Genomic DNA, 18,465 nt, shown 5'->3' with positions numbered 1-18,465 from the left:
GGAGGATTACTCCATGAACCATCGCGGACGATTCATGCCTTCCCGACTCCTGACCGGCGCGCTTGCCCTGACGCTCGTCGCCGGCCTCGCCGCCTGCGGCGGCAAGAACGACGGCGCCTCGCCTTCCGCTTCGGGGGCTTCGCCCTCGGGAGCGTCCGGCAAGAAGGTTACCGTCACCTTCTGGAACACGTTCACCGGCTCCGACGGCGACACGCTTAAGGAGATCGTCGACGGCTACAACGCCAAGAACGAAGGCAAGATCGAAGTGAAGATGGACATTCTGCCCGCCGACCAATTCAACCAGAAGCTGCCTCCATCCATCGCCACCGGCACGGCGCCGAGCCTGATCGCCATGTCGCCGACGTCGGCTTCCGCCTTCATCCAGAACGGAACGCTGCTTCCGCTCGACGACTTCTACACGACGCCGGGCGTCGACAAGGCCGACTTCGAGGATTCGGCCGTCCAGCTCGGCCAATCGGGCGGCAAGACGTATCTGCTGCCGATGCAGGTGTTCGGCATCCAGTTCTATTGGAACAAGGACCTGTTCAAGGCGGCGGGCCTCGATCCCGAGAAGCCGCCGGCGGACTTTAACGAGCTCGCGGACTACGCGGTCAAGCTGACCGACGCTTCGAAGAATCAATACGGCTTCCTGATGCCGATCAAGGGAGCGCCGCAATACTACTCGATGTTCGTCTGGGGCAACGGCGGAGATATGGTCGACGTGAACGCCAAGCAATCGGTGCTGAATACGCCGGAGAACGTCAAGACGTTCCAGTGGCTCGCCGATCTGGCCGTCAACAAGAAGGTGACGCCGAAGGGACTGAACGGCGTCGAGACCGACAAGCTGTTCCTGAGCGGCAAGGCCGGCATGTACATCACCGGTCCTTGGCTGGCGGCGGGACTGAAGTCGAACAACGTCAACTTCGGCGTCTCGCTGCCTCCGAAGGGTTCGGCGGCGCAAGCGACGATCGCCGACGGCGTCGGCTTCGCGGTGCCGAAGGGGACGTCCGACGAAGAACGGCTCGCCGCCTACGACTTCGTCAGCTACTGGAACTCGACCGCGATCGCGAAGGAATGGTCGCAGAAGATCGGCTTCCCGCCGTACCTCAAGTCGGTGGCCGCCGATCCGGACATTCAAGCGGACGCCACGATCAAGGCGATGTCGAACCTCGGCTCCGCGGGACGCACGTTCCTGCCGGGCATCGTGAACGCGGACCGCATCAACGCGGACGTCCTGTTCCCGCTCATGGAGCAGATCGTCGGCGGACTCGACCCGGCCGCGGGCGTGAAGAAGGCGTCCGACGCGATCGACGACATTCTGAAGTCCGAGAAGTAACCCGGGGAGCTCCCCCTTATACGCAAGCAATGCAAGCAAAGGCAAGTCCTTAGGAACACGCGGCCGGCCCCCTCCCGTTCGAAGGAGGGCAGCGCCAACTTCGCCGAAGCCGGAGAGAGCCGGCCGCGAATCCAACCATGAAGGTGTTGAACATGACCAAAAGCCTCAAGAACGCCTTGCGCGTCTGGAACCGTCCCGACCGGGCGGCCTATCTGTTCATCGCTCCCGCGCTCGCGATCCTGTTCCTGTTCACGGTCGTTCCGCTGCTGGCCACCTTGGTCATCAGCACGCTGGACATGGACGTTTTCCTCCAGGTGAAGGGTTTCGTCGGGCTCGATCACTTCTCCAAGCTGTTCCAGGACGAACGGCTGTTGGACGCCGCCCTGCACACGATCTACTTCGCCGGAGTCGAAGTGCCGCTGCAGATCGCTCTCGCGCTGCTGACCGCCGTCTACGTCTCGAAAAACACGCGCTTCCGCAAATTCCTGCGGTCGGTGTACTTCGTGCCGTCGATCTGCTCGTTCACGGCGATCGGCATCATCGCTTCGTTCCTGCTCGACCCGCAGACGGGCGTGTACCCGAACTACCTGACCCATCTCGGCTTGCCGCGGCTCGAGTTCTTCCGCGATCCGACTTGGGCGATGCCGTCCGTCATCCTGCTGACCGTCTGGAGAAGCTTCGGCTACAGCATGATCATTCTGGTGGCGGGCATCCAATCGATCCCCGACTCCTATTACGAAGCGGCTCAGCTGGACGGGGCGAGCAAGGCGAAGCAATTTTTCAGCATCACTGTCCCAGTGCTTATGCCCGCGCTCAGCTTCACGGTCATTACGACGATGATCGCGGCGCTGCAGGTGTTCGACCAGATCTTCGTCACGACGCAGGGCGGTCCGCTCAACAAGACCGAGACGATCGTCGGCTACATCTACAATACCGGCTTCAAGATGGCCCCGTACGATCTGGGCTACGCCTCGGCGATCTCGGTGATGCTGTTCATCCTGATCATGGCGATCACGCTGGTCATGAACCAATATTTTCTCCGCAAAGAATCGGATATGGCCTAGGAGGACGACCGCATGGAACGACGCATAACGGGAGGGAAAATCCTGGCCTTCATCGGCTCGGCCGCGCTGCTGGTAGCCGTGCTGCATCCCTTTCTCTGGCTCCTCGTGGCGGCCTTCAAGCCGGAGCAGGAGTTCATGAAGTATCCTCCCACCGTATTCGCCAGTCATTATACGTTCGATTCGTTCGTGAAGGTGTGGGATTCGATCCCGCTGCTCGCCTTCTTCAAAAACACAGTGATCTTCTCCGTCGGAGTCATGATTCTGTCGGTGTTCCTGGACTCGATGGCCGGGTACGCCTTCGCCCGAATGAAGTTCAAAGGGAACAAGACGCTGTTCTCTCTCGTCCTCGTAACGATGATGATCCCCTTCCAAGTGCTGATGATTCCCCTGTTCGTCGAAGTGTTCAAGCTGGGCATGCTCGACACGTACTGGGGCTTGATCATACCGCGGGCGGCCAGCGCCTTCGGCATCTACCTGATGCGCTCGTTCTTCATCTCGCTCCCGAAGGACCTGGAGGAGTCGGGGCGGGTCGACGGCCTCAGCGAATTCCAGATCTACCGGAAGATCATGCTGCCCTTGTGCAAATCGGCCATGATTACGCTGGGCATCTTCCATCTCATGAACAACTGGAACGACCTGCTGTACCCGCTTATGCTGACGAGCTCCACCGAGATGCGGACGCTGTCCGCGGGGCTGGCGATGTTCGTCGGACAACGCAACATCGAGTACGGGCCGACGCTGGCGGCTTCCGCGCTGGCGCTGCTGCCGCTGCTCGTCGTCTACGTGTTCGCGCAGTGCTACTTCGTGCAAGGCGTGGCGACGTCCGGCCTGAAGGGCTGATCCCGTCGAGAACGGGGGCGGCCGCGGCCGGAGCAGCCGTATCCTTTTATTATCCTACTACCAACTATGACTGAACGAGGTGCCTGACGATGACTCTGCCACAAGCGAAATCGATACTGAGCAAGGACTTCCGGATCGGCCGGGCAAGCGACAGGCTGTTCGGCTCCTTCGTGGAGCATATGGGAAGCGTCGTATACAACGGGATTTACGAGCCGGATCACCCGACGGCGGACGAGGACGGCTTCCGGAAGGACGTGCTGGAGCTCGTGCGCGAGCTGAACCTGTCGGTCGTCCGGTATCCGGGCGGCAACTTCTCCTCCGGCTTCAACTGGGAAGACAGCGTCGGGCCGAAGGAGCAGCGACCGGTGAAGCTGGATCTGGCGTGGCGCCAGGTGGAGCCGAATTCGTTCGGCCTGGACGAATTCATGCGCTGGACGCGCAAGGTCGGGGCGGACCCTATCATGACCGTCAACCTCGGGACGCGCGGCATCGACGAAGCGCGGAACCTGCTGGAATATTGCAACTTCCCGGGGGGCAGCCAATACAGCGACCTGCGCCGCTCGCACGGCGTCCGGGATCCGTACAAGATCAAGACGTGGTGCCTCGGCAACGAGCTCGACGGGGAATGGCAGATCGCGCGCAAGACGGCGGACGAATACGGGCGGCTCGCGTGCGAGACGGCGAAGGCGCTGAAGTGGGTCGATCCCGACATCGAGCTGGTCGCGGTCGGGAGCTCGGCCAGGCATATGCCGACTTTTCCGGAGTGGGACCGCACCGTTCTCATGCATACGTACGAGCATGTGGAGCAGCTGTCGCTTCATCATTATATTGGGAAAAGGGAGAACGATACGGCGACCTTCCTCGCGATGCCGCTGGAGATGGAGCAGCAGATCAAGGACGTCATCGCGACGTGCGATTACGTCCAGTCGGTGAAGCGCAGCCGCAAGCGGATGAAGCTGTCGTTCGACGAGTGGAACGTCTGGCGCGAGCCGGACGTGCCTTACACGCCGTGGCAGACCGGCTGCCCGTACGACTGGGTCCAGTTCCGCATGGAGGACGCGCTCGTGTTCGGCTCCGCGCTCATGTCCATTCTCCGGCACGCGGACCGGATCGATATCGCCTGCCAGTCGCTGCTCGTCAACACGATCCCGATGATTCTGACGAACAAGGGCGGCGCGGCTTGGCGCAACCCGACGTTCTACCCGTTCCTGCACGCTTCGCGCTACGGGCGGGGAGAAGTGCTTCGCCTCGAGACGGAGTCTCCGAAGTACGATACGAAGCTGTACACGGACGTGGCGAAGGTCGATTCCGTCGCCGTCTGGAACGAGGAGAAGGGCGAGCTGACGGTGTTCGCGGTGAACCGGAGCGAGGAGTCGATCGCATACGAGCTCGACATTCGCGACTTCGGCGGCGTGAGCTTCGCCGAGCATCTCGTCATGAACCACGAGCGGCTGGACGCCGTGAACACGGCGGACAACCAAGGCGAAGTGAAGCCGCGGACCGGCGGGGCGACGACGCTGGACGGCGGCCGGGCGGAGAGCGTGCTGCCGCCGTACTCTTGGAACGTGATCCGGTTTAACGTCAAGTAGGTTGAGAGAGCCTCAATCCGGCTTCGTGGACGAAGTCGCCCGTCCCGGTGTTCCGCACCGACGAGGAAGCGGGCGTCTACGGGCCGGGGCACAACAGCTTCACGACGGCGCCCGACGGCACCGACCTGCTCGTCTACCACGCGCGCGGGTTCAAGGAGATCGAGGGCGACCCGCTCGACGATTCGAACCGGCACACGTGCGTGCAGCCGTTCGGCTGGAAGGCGGACGGAACGCCCGACTTCGGTCGTCCGCTCCGTTGGACGCAGGCGTGATCGCCGCCGCTGCCGCGGGCAAGAGCAAGGGCAGCCGAATCAAACGAACAAGGCCAACCGGCGTGCACCGGTTGGCCTTGTTCTATAAAAGAGTACCTATCAAAGTAACTCAGTCACTGATGTACTTTCGCTCAGACCGCCGTTTTCTCTCAAAAGTAACTCAGCCACTGATGTCCTTCCGCCCAAACCGCCGCATTGCCGCCAAAGTAACTGGCCTATCGAATAGTTAACGGAACTCACATGGGCTGCGAGGATCGAGCGAAGTCAGTGCAAGGATCTAGCGATGCAGCGAATGGTTCCTCATGAGAGTACAGCCTGCCCCCGAATTGACGAAATGCTATAAATGATATATCTTAGAGATAATTCAAATGTTCACTCGCGAGGAGAATCCCTGATGCATACGGAACGGCAACCCTTGTACATGCAGATTCAACAGTACTTCAAAGACCTCATCGCCCAGGAGAAGCTGAAGGGGAACGATAAGATCCCGTCCGAGAAGGAGCTCATGGAGCAGTTCGACGTCAGCCGGATTACGGTGGCGAACGCGCTCGTGCAGCTCGCCAAGGACGGCTGGATCTACCGGATCCCGGGACGGGGCAGCTTCGTCAGCGAAGGCATCGAGCGGATGCTGGCGGGCCAATCGGGCGCCGGAACCGGAGCCGACGGCGGCGAACTGCCGTCCCGCGGCCCCTACGCCCCGACGCTGCGAGCGCAAGCCGGCTACGCGAGCGGCTTCGGGGCGGGGGCGGCGCCGGCCGCCGGCCTGCGCACGGTCGGGCTGCTGCTGCCGGAGCTGGTCGACAACTTCGCGCTGAGACTCGTGCAAGGGATGCAGGAGGTGCTCGAGAGCGCGAACTACCAGCTCCACATCATCGTGACCGGCAACTCGATCGAACGCGAGAAGGAAGCGATCCGGCACATGATCCGCGGCGGAGCGGACGGCCTTCTTATTTTCCCGTGCGACGCCGAGACCTACAACGAAGAGATTCTGTCGCTCAAGGCCGCCGGCTTCCCGTTCGTGCTGGTCGACCGTTACCTGCCCGGCATCGAGACGAACGTCGTCCGCAGCGACGGCTTGGTCGGCGGGCAGACGGCCGTCGATTATCTATGGGAGCTCGGCCACCGGGACATCGCGATCTGCTCCGACTCCATCCTGCCGACCATCACGGTCGAGGACCGGATCAACGGGTACATGGAGGCGCTCAAGCGCCGCGGAGCTTTGATCAACCCCGCCCTGATCCTGACGGACTTCAACGTCGACTACCACAAGAGCGACGAGGACCACCCGCTGTACCGATTCATCAAGAACCGGATGGCGACCGCCTACATCACGCTCAACGGAAGGCTGGGCGTCCACATCTCCTCGATCTGCCGCAAGCTGGGGCTCCAGGTCCCGCAGGACGTGTCCATCCTGACGTTCGACGATCCGGCCTCCGGCCTCGGCGACGAAGGGGAGTACTCGCACATCTCGCAATCCGAAGGACGGATGGGAGAGCAGGCCGCGAGAATTCTGCTCGAGATGCTGGACGGAGACAGGGAGGCGGGAGCGGGCTATAGCAAAATCATCATGCAGCCGGAGCTCGTCGTCCGCAAATCGACCGGCCCGGCCAAGAAGTAAAAGACCTCGCCGAACCAAGAATCCGAACCAGCATCCGAATCCAAGCCGCCAACCCAAAAAGCCTCACAAAGAAGCCTGCAGAGGGAACGACGCCCTTTGCGGGCTTTTTATTGATATATTTAATATATCGAAATATTGACATATCATTTAATGCTGATTATAGTTAGGGTACGACAACGAACGCAAGTTAGGGGGAGTGGATGGAATGAATCTAGACGGGAAGGCGGCGGAGATGAGAGCCGGAACGTCCGAATATCTTCTCGCGCCGGGCAAATGGAAGCGCTTCAAAATCCGGCACCGCGACGCGCTGCTGGCCGCCGTCATCTTGGTGCCCATGATTTTCTTCTGGCTGGTCGTATCGGGCTTCCCGACGCTGTTCGGGTTCCTGCTCGGCTTCTTCCGCTGGATCGGGCTCGCGGACTCGCCGAAGTTCACGGGACTCGACAACTTCGTCCGGTTCTTCAAGGAGCCGATGTACACCCACGCCCTGTGGAGGTCGATCTGGCTCGGCGGTCTGGTGACGGCGATTACGCTGCTGTCCGGCTTCGGGGCGGCTCTGCTCATGAATATGCCGCTTCGGGGCAAGGGCGTCTACCGCTCGATATGGTACATCCCGGCCATCACCTCCACCGTAGCGACCACGCAGATTTTTAACCTGTTCCTCGATACGAACAACGGCGTCATCAACAACATTCTTAAGTCTCTCGGCAAGGAGCCGATCGTCTGGCAGTATTCGGTCGGCTGGGGCATCTTCTGGATCGTCGTCTACTCCGTGTGGAAAGGCGTCGGCAATGCGGCGCTGCTCTGGCTGGCGGGGCTGCAGTCGGTCGACCACAGTCTGTACGAAGCGGCGGCGGTGGACGGAGCGGGCAGCTACGGCAAGCTGAGGCACGTCACGATTCCCGGCTTGAAGCCGATCGCGACCTACATCGTCATCACGAGCCTGATCGCGGCGATCCAGATCTACGAGCAGGTGCTGTTCATCACGAACGGCGGACCGTATGGGAAAACCGAAGTGCTCGTCTTCCGCATCTACCGCGACGGCTTCTGGGACTTCAACCTCGGCATGGCCGGCGCGTCCTCGCTCATCATGGCGATTATCGTCATCGTCATTACGGTTCTCTATTACGGATGGTCCACGAGCTCCGACCGGAAGACGACCATTCCGATCAAGAAGGGAGGCTGAGCGCCATGGCCTCGAACGCGATTCGCAGCGCCCGGCCGAAGCCGAAGCCGAAGCTGAAGCCCGCCCACCTGTTCGGTCACGCGGTGCTTCTCCTGGTCGGCCTCGTCCTCCTGTACCCGCTTATCTTCATGATCATGGCCGGCTTCTTCACGAAGCAGGAATTTCTGGGCAGCGTCATCAAGCTGTTCCCGATTCCGAAGGAGCCCACGCTGGAGAACTTCCGCGCTCTCGTCCAAGGAACGACGGACGCCGCCGTCACGACCTATCTGCGCAACTCCTTGTTCCGGACGGTGTACAGCACCGCCTGGGCGATTCTGACTTCCTTCCTCGGGGGCTACGTGTTCGCGCGGCTGCGGTTCAAAGGGAAGGACCAGCTGTTCCTGCTGCTGCTCGCCACGCAGATGATTCCGACGACGATCGCGATCATCCCGACGTATCTCGAATTCGCGCGCTTCCCGTTCATGGGCGGCAACGACGTGTTCACCGGCGGCAAAGGCATTCTCGACACATGGTGGGTGTACCTGATCGGCGGTCCCGCCATCAACGTCATGGGCACCTTCCTCGTCAAGCAGTCGCTGGAGAAGGTTCCGTTCGAGCTGGACGAAGCCGCCAAGATGGACGGGGCGGGCACGTTCCGGGTTCTGTTCCAGATCCTGTTCCCGCTGCAGCTTCCGATCATGGCGTTCATCGCCATCACGACGGCTCTCGGCACGTGGAACGACTTCATCACGCCGTTCTTCTACACGAACAGCGACGCCCTGCAGACGCTTCCTTCCGCGATCACCCGGCTGTCTTCGGCGCTGGCGAGCCCGGGAGCGGTCGTCAACTATCCGCTGATCATCACGCTGAGCCTGGGGATTACGATTCCGGCGATGATTATCTTTTTCTTTTTCCAGAAATACATCGTGCAAGGACTGGCGAATACCGGGATCAAAGGGTAGCAAAAGTTTATATGACATATTGAATATATAAATTATGTGTGATAATGTTTGGTTAGCAAGTTGAACGTATCTCTTAAGGAGGGTGTATCGATGTTCAACAGAAAAAGATTATGGGCGACGCTGCCTCTGGCGGCTGCCCTTAGCCTCTCGGCCTGTTCGTCGGGCGGCGGCAATTCGTCTTCCCCCGCTCCGGGCGAATCCGCGGGGAGCTCGCCGAGCGCTTCCGAGAGCGCTTCCCCGAGCGCGTCCGGCAATTCGGCCGGAGCCGTGACGATCACGGTCCTGAACGAAGGCGCCGTGGGCGTCGGAGTCGGCAAGCTCGACGACCTGCTGGGGGAGAAGAAGAAATCGCTCCTGAAGGACGAAACCCAAACCCCGCGCGTGAAGGAATCCGACTTCTCCCGGACGCCGGGCCAGCCGATTCACCCCGGCGTATTCCCTTACTTTTATCAAGAGATCATCCGCGACAAGCTGAAGAGCAAGAACATCACGGTCAAGACCGAGGATTGGGGCTGGGGCGAGCCGCTCATCCAGAAGGAGACGGCCGGCTTCCTCGCCAAGAACATCCCCGACATCATCGTGGGCGAGACGCAGATGCCGGGCTTCGCCCTCCAAGGCCTGCTCGAGCCGTTCCCGGACGACATGGCCGCCGAGATTCGCGAGACGATCGCGCCGGCCGCCTGGAAGCCGATGGAGGTCGACGGCAAGATTTACGGCTTCGCCTCCCAGCCGGGCGTCAACAGCCTGTTCTGGAACAAGAAGCTGGTGAAGGAAGCGGGGCTGGATCCCGACAAGGCGCCGGCTTCGTGGGACGAACTGCTGGCCAACATCCAGAAGGTGACGGAAGCGGGCAAGGGCAAGTTCTACGGCGGCGGCGTCTACGCCGGGCCGAACGCGGGCGGCTATCTGCGCTACGGACCGCTGCTCGTCATCAATAACGGCGGCTTCGCCGACGCTTCGGGCAACCCGGCGTTCAACAGCGACGCCAACGTGAAGACGGTCGAGTTCCTGCGCAGCCTGAACAAGAACCATCCTCCGGGCTTGATGGTGAATCCGCAGGAAGGTCCGTACTTCGACGCTTTCAAAAAGCAGCAAACCGCCTACATTATCGACGGCCCGTGGCGGGCGTCCGAGAGCGCGAATCTCGGTATCGAGTACGGCATGTCCCCGATCCCGCTGTCCGAGGGAGGCGCGGCCGGCAACATTACGATCGGCGCCGCTTTCCATGCGGTTCCGAAGGACGCGAAGAACAAGGAAGCGGCGTTCGAATACATCCGCGCGATGTACAGCGACGAGATTCAGACGCTCATCGCCGACACCGGCGTCCGCTCTCCGGTCAAGAAGGCGATCGCCGAATCGGCCGACTACCAGGCGAAGCATCCGGAGATGTACCTGCACTATCAAGCGATGAACGGGAACGTGCAAGGGCTGCCGACGTTCAAGAAGGAAGACTCGAAGGTGTGGCAGACGTTCGGGGAAGCGGTCGCCAAGGCGATTATGACGAACGGCGACATCAAGGGCATCCTCGACGAAGCGCAGGCGAAGGCCGAATCGATCTTGAAGTGACGGGCGGAAGAACCCTATAAAGAGCAATGCGTGCGGAAGATGAGGGCTGTCCCCTGGCCAGCCCTTTTCTCCGTTAAGACAGAGAGGAGCGGGCGAGATGCCGTACGAGATTGGCAAGGTCATGAGAGAGAAGGCGGCTAGGACGCTGGACCGGCTGCGGGAAGCGATCTATCGCCCGGTCGCGCATCTTGCGGTCGAGGCTTGGGTGACGAAGGAGCCGGTCCCTTATGCGGAACGGACGTCGGGAACGAGGCTTGGTTTGAAGCCGGGAGACCGGTGGGGCGAGCTGTGGGATTGCGCCTGGTTCCGCTTCTCGGGGATGGTCCCGTACGAGGCGGCGGGCCGCAAGGTCGTGCTGCTGATCGACGTCAACGGGGAACTCTGCCTCGTGGACGGGGAAGGGACTCCGGTTCAGGGGCTGACGAACGTCAATTCCGAATTCGATTACGAGCTCGGCCTCCCCGGCAAGCGGGTGGTGGACGTGACGGAGCGGGCGGCGGGCGGCGAGGTCCTCGATCTATGGGCGGACGCCGGCTGCAACGACCTGTTCGGCCGGTACCGCAGCGGCACGCTGAAGGAAGCCGATATCGCGATCTGCGACGAAGCCGTCCGCAAGCTTTATTACGACTTCGAGGTGCTGCTGGAGCTGGCCGCCCGCGTACCGGCGGGCGGCTCGCGCCAAGCCCGGATCGAGCGGAAGCTGTACGAAGCGGCGAACGTGCTCGCGGTTATCGACGAGGAGACGGTCCGCCGGGCGTCGGAGCTGCTCGCCCCGGAGCTCGAGCGGCGAGGCGGGGACGCCGAGCTGCGGGTGAGCGCCGTCGGCCACGCCCACATCGACCTGGCGTGGCTGTGGCCGATCCGCGAGACGATCCGCAAGGGGGCGCGCACGTTCTCGACGGCGCTTCGGAACCTGGAGAAGTATCCGGACTACGTGTTCGGGGCGAGCCAGCCGCAGCTGTACCAGTGGATGAAGGAGCATTATCCGAAGCTGTACGAACGCGTCAAGGAGAAGGTGCGGGAAGGGCGCTGGGAGCCGCAGGGCGCCATGTGGGTCGAGCCCGACACGAACCTCTCCGGCGGCGAGGCTCTCGTGCGGCAGATTCTGTACGGCAAGCGCTTCTTCCGCGAGGAATTCGGCGCGGACGTCCGGGTGCTGTGGCTGCCGGACGTGTTCGGCTACGCGGGCAGCCTGCCGCAGCTGCTGAAGCTGTCCGGCGTGGATTACATGATGACGCAGAAGCTGTCGTGGAACGTGTACAACAAGCATCCGCACCACAGCTTCGTCTGGGAAGGCATCGACGGCACGGGCGTTCTCACGCATCTGCCGCCCGAGGATACGTACAACAGCCCGGCGGCGCCGCGATCGCTCGCCAAGATCGAGCGCGAATACCTCGACAAGGGCGTGTCCGATCACGCGCTTATGCTGTTCGGCATCGGCGACGGGGGCGGAGGTCCGGGCGAGGAGCACCTGGAGCGCTTGGCCCGCGAGCGGGATCTGTCCGGGCTCCCCCCGGTCGTGCAGGAGCCTTCCATTGCGTTTTTCCGCCGGTTGGAGCGGGAGTCGGCGTCGTTCCAGCGGTTCCGGGGCGAGCTGTACCTGGAGAAGCATCAAGGCACGCTGACGTCGCAGGCCCGCAACAAGCGGTACAACCGGCAGATGGAGCTCGCGCTGCGCGAGGCGGAGTTCGCGGCTTCGCTGGCGCTGGCTGTCGGGGCGGACCGGAAGGGAGACGGAGCAGACGGCAAGGCTGGCGGCAGGGCTGGCGGGGAAGCGGGCGAGGCGTCGAAGGATTCGGAGTTTGCTCGCGGGACGGAACGAGACGGGGGCCAAGAGAGGCAGCGGGACTCCGGCTGGAACGGCTATCCAGCGGAGGTTCTCGAGCGAATCTGGAAGGAGACGCTGCTCTATCAGTTCCACGACATTCTGCCCGGCTCGTCCATCGGCCGGGTTTACGACGAGTCGCTGGAGCGGTACGCGGCGCTGCTCGCCGAGACGCGCGAGCTGCAGCAGGCGGCGTACCGGGAAGCGGCCGCGAGGATCGCGGGGGCCGGCGTGCCGGTCGTCTTCAACTCGCTGCCGTGGGAACGCGAGGATTGGGTGGAGTGGAACGGCGAGCGGCGCCTGGTCCGCGTGCCCGGCATGGGAGCCGCCGCTCTGGCCGACGCGGCTGCGAGGCCGGCGGGCGACGGCGTCGAAGAGCTGAGAGCCGGAGGCGCGATGCTCGAGAACGGGCGGCTTCGCGTCGCGTTCGCCGAGGACGGGAGCCTGGCGTCCGTCTACGACAAAGCCGCGGGGCGGGAAGCGCTCCGCCCGGGCGGCGAAGGCGGCAACGTCCTGACGGTGTACCACGACGACGGGGACGCCTGGGACTTCCCGCGCGACTACCGCGAAGCCGTCGCGGGGCGGATGCGGCTCGAGAGCGTCGAATACGCGGTGCGGGGTTGTCGGGCGGTCGCCGAACAGACGTACCGGTTCGGCGAATCGACGCTGAAGCTGACCGTCTCCTTGGCCGCGGGCGGGGACATCGTCGAGTTCGCCGCGGACGCGGATTGGCGGGAGTCGGCCAAAATGCTTCGGACTTCCTTCGACACGTCCGTCGTCTCCGACACGGTCAACTGCGAGATCCAATTCGGCTATCTGAAGCGCAGGACGACCCGCAATACGCTCGAGGAGATGGCGCGGGACGAGATCTGCGCGCATCGCTACATCGATCTCTCGCAGCCGGACTACGGCGTGGCCCTGCTCAACGACTGCAAGTACGGTCACCGCGCGGAAGGAAGCACGCTGGATCTGAACCTGCTGCGCAGCCCGTCGTATCCCGATCCGCAGGCCGATCGGGCGCGGCACGAATTCCGCTATGCGCTGCTTCCGCACGAAGGGGACTTCGTCGCGGCGGGCGTCGTACGCCGGGGCTGGGAGCTGAACGTGCCGCTCGTCGTGGCGGAAGGACGGACGGGAGGGGAGCCGGCCGCGGCCGCGGTGGCGGGACGGCGGCTCGAGTGGATCGCGATCGATCACCCGCACGTCCTGATCGAAGCGGTGAAGAAGGCCGAGGACGGCGACGACGCGATCGTCCGCCTCTACGAGAGCGCGGGAGCTTCGGCGAAGGCGCGGATCTCGTTCGGCCTGCCTTGCGCCGAGGCCTGGGAGACGAACCTGATGGAGGAGGACGCGTCGCCTCTCGCTCTGACGGAAGGGGGAGTCGAGCTGGCTTTCCGTCCTTTCGAGATCAAGACGATTCGGCTGAAGCGACACTAACGGACGGAAGGGGAGAGCGGCATGAGCGGGAGCAGTGACAGTGACAAGGGCAGGGGCAGGGGCGGCAGAGAGCTGGAGAGAACCGGGTTCCAGGAAGGAAGCGCCTATGGCGGGTCTTACGATTTGCAGACCGACTTCGTCATGGTGTACGGCATTGGCCCCACGATGCCGGAGCGAATCCGGCAATGGAAGGAAGCGGGGTACGTCGTTCACCTGATGACCGGCGTCACCTGGGGCGATTACGGGGACTACCTGGACGGGCGGTTCGACGGCCGGAGCCACTGGGACGAAGCCCAGACCTACAAGGACGGGGAGCGCATCATCCATGGAACGTCCGCGCACATTCCGTACATGATACCGACGCTGTCGTACGCGAACTTCCTGATCGAGAGAATCCGGCCCGCGGTGGACGCGGGGGTGGAGGCGATCCATCTCGAGGAGCCTGAGATCTGGGTCGAGGACGGCTATTCGGAAGCGTTCAAGCGGGAATGGAGGATTTATTACGGAGAAGACTGGCAAGCACCTCACGGCTCCGAGGACGCGCAGTACCGGGCTTCGAAGCTGAAGGCTTACCTGTATGCGCGGTGCCTGGACCGCGTCTGCTCGGCGCTGAAGGAGTATTCTCTCGTTCGGCATGGCCGTCCCCTTCGTTTTTACGTGCCGACTCATAGTCTCGTCAACTATACGCAATGGCGGATCGTGAGCCCGGAATCGCGCTTGCTCGACATCCCGTCGGTGGACGGCTACATCGCCCAGGTGTGGACGGGCACGTCCCGGACGGCCAACGTGTACGAAGGCCGGAGAGCGGAGAGGACGTTCGAGACGGCGTTCCTCGAATACGGCATCATGCAGGAGCTCGCGCGGGGATCCGGGCGGAGGATGTGGTTCCTGCACGACCCGATCGAGGACGATCCGAAGCGCGATTGGGGCGACTACAAGGCGAACTATCTGAAAACGCTGGTCGCTTCGCTGCTGCACCCGGAAGTGTCGCGTTACGAGGCGGCTCCTTGGCCGCGGCGGATTTTCGAGGGGAAGTACGCGGGGGAGGACGGAGTGAAGCGGGGCATTCCCGGGGAATACGCGACGCTGCTGCTGACGCTTATGCATACGCTGGGCAACATGGACCAGCCGCTCCCGGAAGGGGCGGAGACGGGGCCGCGCGCGGGCGTGCTGCTGGCCGATTCGGCGATGTTCCAGCGCATGCGGATCGGCAAGGAGACGGCGGGATTCCTGCTGAAGTACGACGGGACGAACGAGGTGGAGATCACGGACGAGGACGCGCTCGAGCTGCTCGACTTCTCCGACTTCTACGGCTTGACGCTGCCTCTCGTGAAGCACGGCTTGGCGGTTCGGCCGGTGCAGTTGGACAACGTTCGGCGATACCCCGGCTATCTGGACGATTACCGGCTGCTCGTGCTGAGCTACGAGTTCATGAAGCCGGAGCATCCGGATCTGCACGGCTCTCTCGCCCAGTGGGTGCGAGACGGGGGCGTGCTCGTCTATGTCGGCGACGACGCGGACCCGTACCATGGCGTGCGCGAGTGGTGGAATACGGGAAGCCGCCGTCGGTATGGCAGTCCGCGAGAGCATCTGTTCGAAGGCCTCGGGGTGCCCGCGGATGCGCCGGAAGGGGTGACCCGGGTCGGCAAGGGGGCGCTCCTCTATATGAGGGCAGCACCGCGAGAGCTGGCCCGCAGCCGCGAAGGGGCGGAGAGGCTGAGGAAGGCCGTCTCGGAAGGGTTGAAGCTTTATGGCGGCGGCGGTGGAGGTGGGGCGTCGGAGGCGTGGGAGCCGTCCAACGCGTTCGTGCTGCGGCGAGGGCCGTACGTCATCTCGGCGGTGATGGACGAGTCGGCGCACGAACGGCCGCTAACGCTGAGCGGGCTGTACGTGAACCTGTTCGAGGCGGAGCTGCCGATCGTTCGGGAGATTACGGTGCGGCCGGGCGAACAGAGCCTGCTGTACGATCTGGAGGCCGCGGACGCCCGGGGCGAAGGCATCGTCGCCGCGTCTTCGCGGATCGAGGAGTACGAGGAGCGGGACGGCCGCATCTCCTTCGTCGCCCGGGGGCCGACGGGGATGCAGGCGGTATGCCGGCTTCGCTGCCCGTTCGAGCCGTCCTCGGCCGTCGCCGAGTTCGGCGATACGGTCGACGCGGGGACGTGGCCGCTGCAGCTGGAGTGGGACGCGCCGACCCGAACGGCGCTCATCCGCTACGAGCACCGCCCCGGCGGCATCCGCATCGTAATCGACTCGAAGGCGTAACTTGCTCGCCGTAGCCTCGGTTATGCGTTCAAAGTGACTCAGTCACTGAGGTAATTTAGGTAAAGTTGCGGATATGCGTCCAAAGTGACTCAGCCAGCGGGATCGTTTCGAGTAAGGGACATTCGCTGTAGTGACGCCAAAGTGAGTAACTGGATGACGCACATGAGGGACATTCGCCGTAGTGACACCAAAGAGGGTAACCGGATGCCGCACATGAGAGACTAACATGATATCCGAAGCTCCACCTATAGAGCGCGCCTTCTTTCGGAGGCGCGCTTCTTTATAGAAGAGAAGTGACTCTCGCACGCCAAATAAAAGGCTGCACCCCCGGAGCAAAGCCGGTCGACGACCGGCTTGCCCGACGGCTGCAGCCCTATGCTTTTCACCCGTTCAGATAAAACGCCTGCCCGCCCACCGGTCCTTCAGCACCTTGATGAACAGGCCGCCCACGACGCTCCGGTGCTGGAAGTTCATCTGCCTCCCGTTGTCCGTGCGGTACCAATCCGTCAGCGGCACCCGGTCCGGCGTCTCGTTCGCGAAGCGCCAGAGCGGCTCGACCAGCGCGCGGAAGTCGCCGTCTTCCTCCGCCAGAGAGGCCGCCCAGACGAGCCAGTCCGACTTCGTGTAATTTTCCCGGCTGTCCAGAGGGGTTCCGTACCGCTGCCTGCGCGCCAAGTACCAGATAACCTCCTTCTCCCGCACCTGCCGGCCGAACAGCTCCGTTCCGAACAGAAGGTCCCACACCAGGTTGTACTTCAAGCTCCACGTGCCCTCTTGCCCGAAAGCCAGCCTGTACCGCTGCCCGTCCGCCGCCAGCTCCTCCCACGCGACGGCCATCTCCCTCGCTCGCGAGAGGTAGCGGGCCGCATCTTCCTCCCGTCCGCTCAACCGGCACAGGATCGCGTAAGCGGCGACGCCCATCGCGGCCTTCACCGACAAGTTCGCGTTGCGCGCCAGATGGCCCGCGAAGTCGTCCGTGCACAGCTGGTTCTCGGGATCGAGCCCGTGCTCGGCCAAGTAGTCGGCCCACTTCCGCAGCACGTCCGCATGCTCCTCGGCAAACCCGATCTTCCCGTCGGCCAAGCTGACCGCCGCGGCCATGATCAGCATGTTGCCGCACTCTTCGACCGGCATCTGGCCTTCGATCGACTGCGCGTACACTTGCCCGTTCGCGAGCGGGTATTGGCCGGCGTCGTGAGGCGCGAAGTCGAACGCCCAGGCGTCGCTGGCGGCGAACTTGAAGATCGGGCGCATCATCCCGCGGACGAGCTCGGGGTTGTAGAGCAGGAACAGCGGCATGGACGGATAGCTGACGTCGACCGTGGCGATGCAGCCATTGCTGTAACATTCCTTCGATAGGAAAAGCACGCTGCCCTCGCGATCCGCGACGAGCTTGTGGGCGGCGACGGCCTGCCGGTAGGAGAGCTCCAGCAGGTCGGCATATTCCGCTCCCCCGGCCTTCTCCGCCTCCGCCCGCAACTGCCGTCCGAACGTCTCGCATCGCTCCGACACCGCTTCGTAATCCCGTACGGCGGAAACGATCATCTTCTCGGCCGATACGTCCCCGTTCCTCCTCCAATAAGGCGGAAGACGGTCGCCGAAATACTCGATCGACAGCACGTCGTCGTAAGCGAGCGTCACCAAGCGAGAGGCCGCCGTCCCCGCCTCCGCGCCGTCCCCGATCCGTCCCAAGTCGAATTCGACCGACAGGACGGGATAACCGCCGCGCGCCGCCCGAGGCATGGAGAACGAATCGGCCTCCTCGGGCCGGAGCTCGACGCCGCGGACGAACGCCTTGCGCAGGGAGGCGGGGCCGACCCGCGTCCTCGTGCCGTCCGCCTCCGCGCAGGCGAGGTAGAAGCGGCCCCATTCGATGCGCAGGTCGTCCCCGGAGCGGGTCAGCATCCGTTGATCCTCGTGCTCGATATGAAGCAAGCGCAGGCCGTCCGTCCGTTTTTCTCCCCAGACGACCTTCTGGTCGCTGTCGTTGACACACCATTCCCCCGTCACGTCGAAGTAGAGCTGCACGTCGCGAGGCCGCCCGTCCGTCGACCGGACCTCGAAGCCGACATAGGAAGCGGGCCTGGAGAGCAAATCCAAGTCGTCCGGCAGTAGAGGAGTCGTGAAACGCAGCGAGAGAGAGACGCCGTCCGCCTCGAACTCGTAGCGGGTCGATAGGGCGTCTACCCGCAGCCCGGTCTGGCGCATGGCGGCGGGTTCGGTGTAGTAGACTTCGGCGTTCGGCTCGACCCGGCCGGCGAACCGCCAGACGGTACCGTCTATGCGGAGGAGACCGGTCATGCCATGGCGTCGGCCGGTCCAATGCCGCGTATCGTCGTCGGTCAGGCGATCGGCCATCGACCAGACGCTGAAGTACGGATCGACGGTGACGAGGGGAACGGCGGGAGGGCGCAGCTTGTTGTCCATCGGAACTCTCCTTTGCTCGAAAAAAATGATAAGTATGATATGTTTAATATAACATTAAAATTGTTTTTTGCAATGCGATTCCGTGAAAAGGGCCTATTA

General features: G+C 63.1%; 11 protein-coding genes and 1 pseudogene. 11 read left to right on the top strand and 1 reads right to left on the bottom strand.

Annotated features, from left to right (window positions below):
• Window positions 1-13: 13 nt before the first annotated feature.
• From H7B90_RS24410 to H7B90_RS24360, 11 genes and pseudogenes are all read left to right on the top strand, one after another.
• Window positions 14-1,336, top strand: a complete 1,323-nt coding sequence (locus H7B90_RS24410) for an ABC transporter substrate-binding protein (RefSeq protein WP_185138508.1) — start codon at window positions 14-16, stop codon at window positions 1,334-1,336.
• A gap of 152 nt (window positions 1,337-1,488) precedes the next feature.
• A complete protein-coding gene (locus H7B90_RS24405) occupies window positions 1,489-2,400 on the top strand; it encodes a carbohydrate ABC transporter permease (protein WP_185138507.1) in 912 nt (303 codons plus the stop codon).
• A 12-nt stretch (window positions 2,401-2,412) separates the two neighbouring features.
• Window positions 2,413-3,240: a carbohydrate ABC transporter permease gene (locus tag H7B90_RS24400; protein WP_185138506.1), complete on the top strand. Its 828-nt coding sequence runs from the start codon at window positions 2,413-2,415 to the stop codon at window positions 3,238-3,240.
• An 89-nt stretch (window positions 3,241-3,329) separates the two neighbouring features.
• Window positions 3,330-4,829: an arabinosylfuranosidase ArfA gene (arfA, locus tag H7B90_RS24395; protein WP_185138505.1), complete on the top strand. Its 1,500-nt coding sequence runs from the start codon at window positions 3,330-3,332 to the stop codon at window positions 4,827-4,829.
• Between the two features lie 11 nt (window positions 4,830-4,840).
• A pseudogene (locus H7B90_RS24390) lies at window positions 4,841-5,101 on the top strand (family 43 glycosylhydrolase); the annotation flags it as partial.
• 394 nt (window positions 5,102-5,495) lie between these two features.
• On the top strand, window positions 5,496-6,719 hold the full coding sequence (locus tag H7B90_RS24385; protein WP_185138503.1) for a GntR family transcriptional regulator: 1,224 nt from the start codon (window positions 5,496-5,498) through the stop codon (window positions 6,717-6,719).
• A 205-nt stretch (window positions 6,720-6,924) separates the two neighbouring features.
• Complete coding sequence (locus H7B90_RS24380) at window positions 6,925-7,905, top strand: carbohydrate ABC transporter permease (protein WP_260411194.1); 981 nt, start codon at window positions 6,925-6,927, stop codon at window positions 7,903-7,905.
• Window positions 7,906-7,910: 5 nt separating this feature from the next.
• Window positions 7,911-8,846, top strand: coding sequence for a carbohydrate ABC transporter permease (locus H7B90_RS24375; protein ID WP_185138502.1), 936 nt, complete (start codon window positions 7,911-7,913; stop codon window positions 8,844-8,846).
• Between the two features lie 90 nt (window positions 8,847-8,936).
• Window positions 8,937-10,412 carry an extracellular solute-binding protein gene (locus H7B90_RS24370; RefSeq protein WP_185138501.1) on the top strand — a complete coding sequence of 492 codons (1,476 nt, stop codon included), beginning with the start codon at window positions 8,937-8,939 and terminating at the stop codon, window positions 10,410-10,412.
• Window positions 10,413-10,509: 97 nt separating this feature from the next.
• A complete protein-coding gene (locus H7B90_RS24365) occupies window positions 10,510-13,674 on the top strand; it encodes an alpha-mannosidase (RefSeq protein WP_185138500.1) in 3,165 nt (1,054 codons plus the stop codon).
• A 21-nt stretch (window positions 13,675-13,695) separates the two neighbouring features.
• Window positions 13,696-15,939: a hypothetical protein gene (locus H7B90_RS24360; RefSeq protein WP_185138499.1), complete on the top strand. Its 2,244-nt coding sequence runs from the start codon at window positions 13,696-13,698 to the stop codon at window positions 15,937-15,939.
• 390 nt (window positions 15,940-16,329) lie between these two features.
• Here H7B90_RS24360 and H7B90_RS24355 read toward each other — a convergent pair whose 3' ends face one another.
• Window positions 16,330-18,366 (bottom strand): glutaminase family protein, encoded by a 2,037-nt coding sequence (locus H7B90_RS24355; RefSeq protein ID WP_185138498.1) that lies wholly within the window; start codon window positions 18,364-18,366, stop codon window positions 16,330-16,332.
• Between the last annotated feature and the right edge of the window lie 99 nt (window positions 18,367-18,465).

It is taken from the genome of Cohnella xylanilytica, assembly GCF_014212175.1.
In the GTDB taxonomy this organism is placed as follows: Bacteria; Bacillota; Bacilli; order Paenibacillales; family Paenibacillaceae; genus Cohnella; species Cohnella xylanilytica.
Note: the sequence above shows the minus strand (reverse complement) of the source record. Positions and strands in the feature narration are given on the sequence as shown.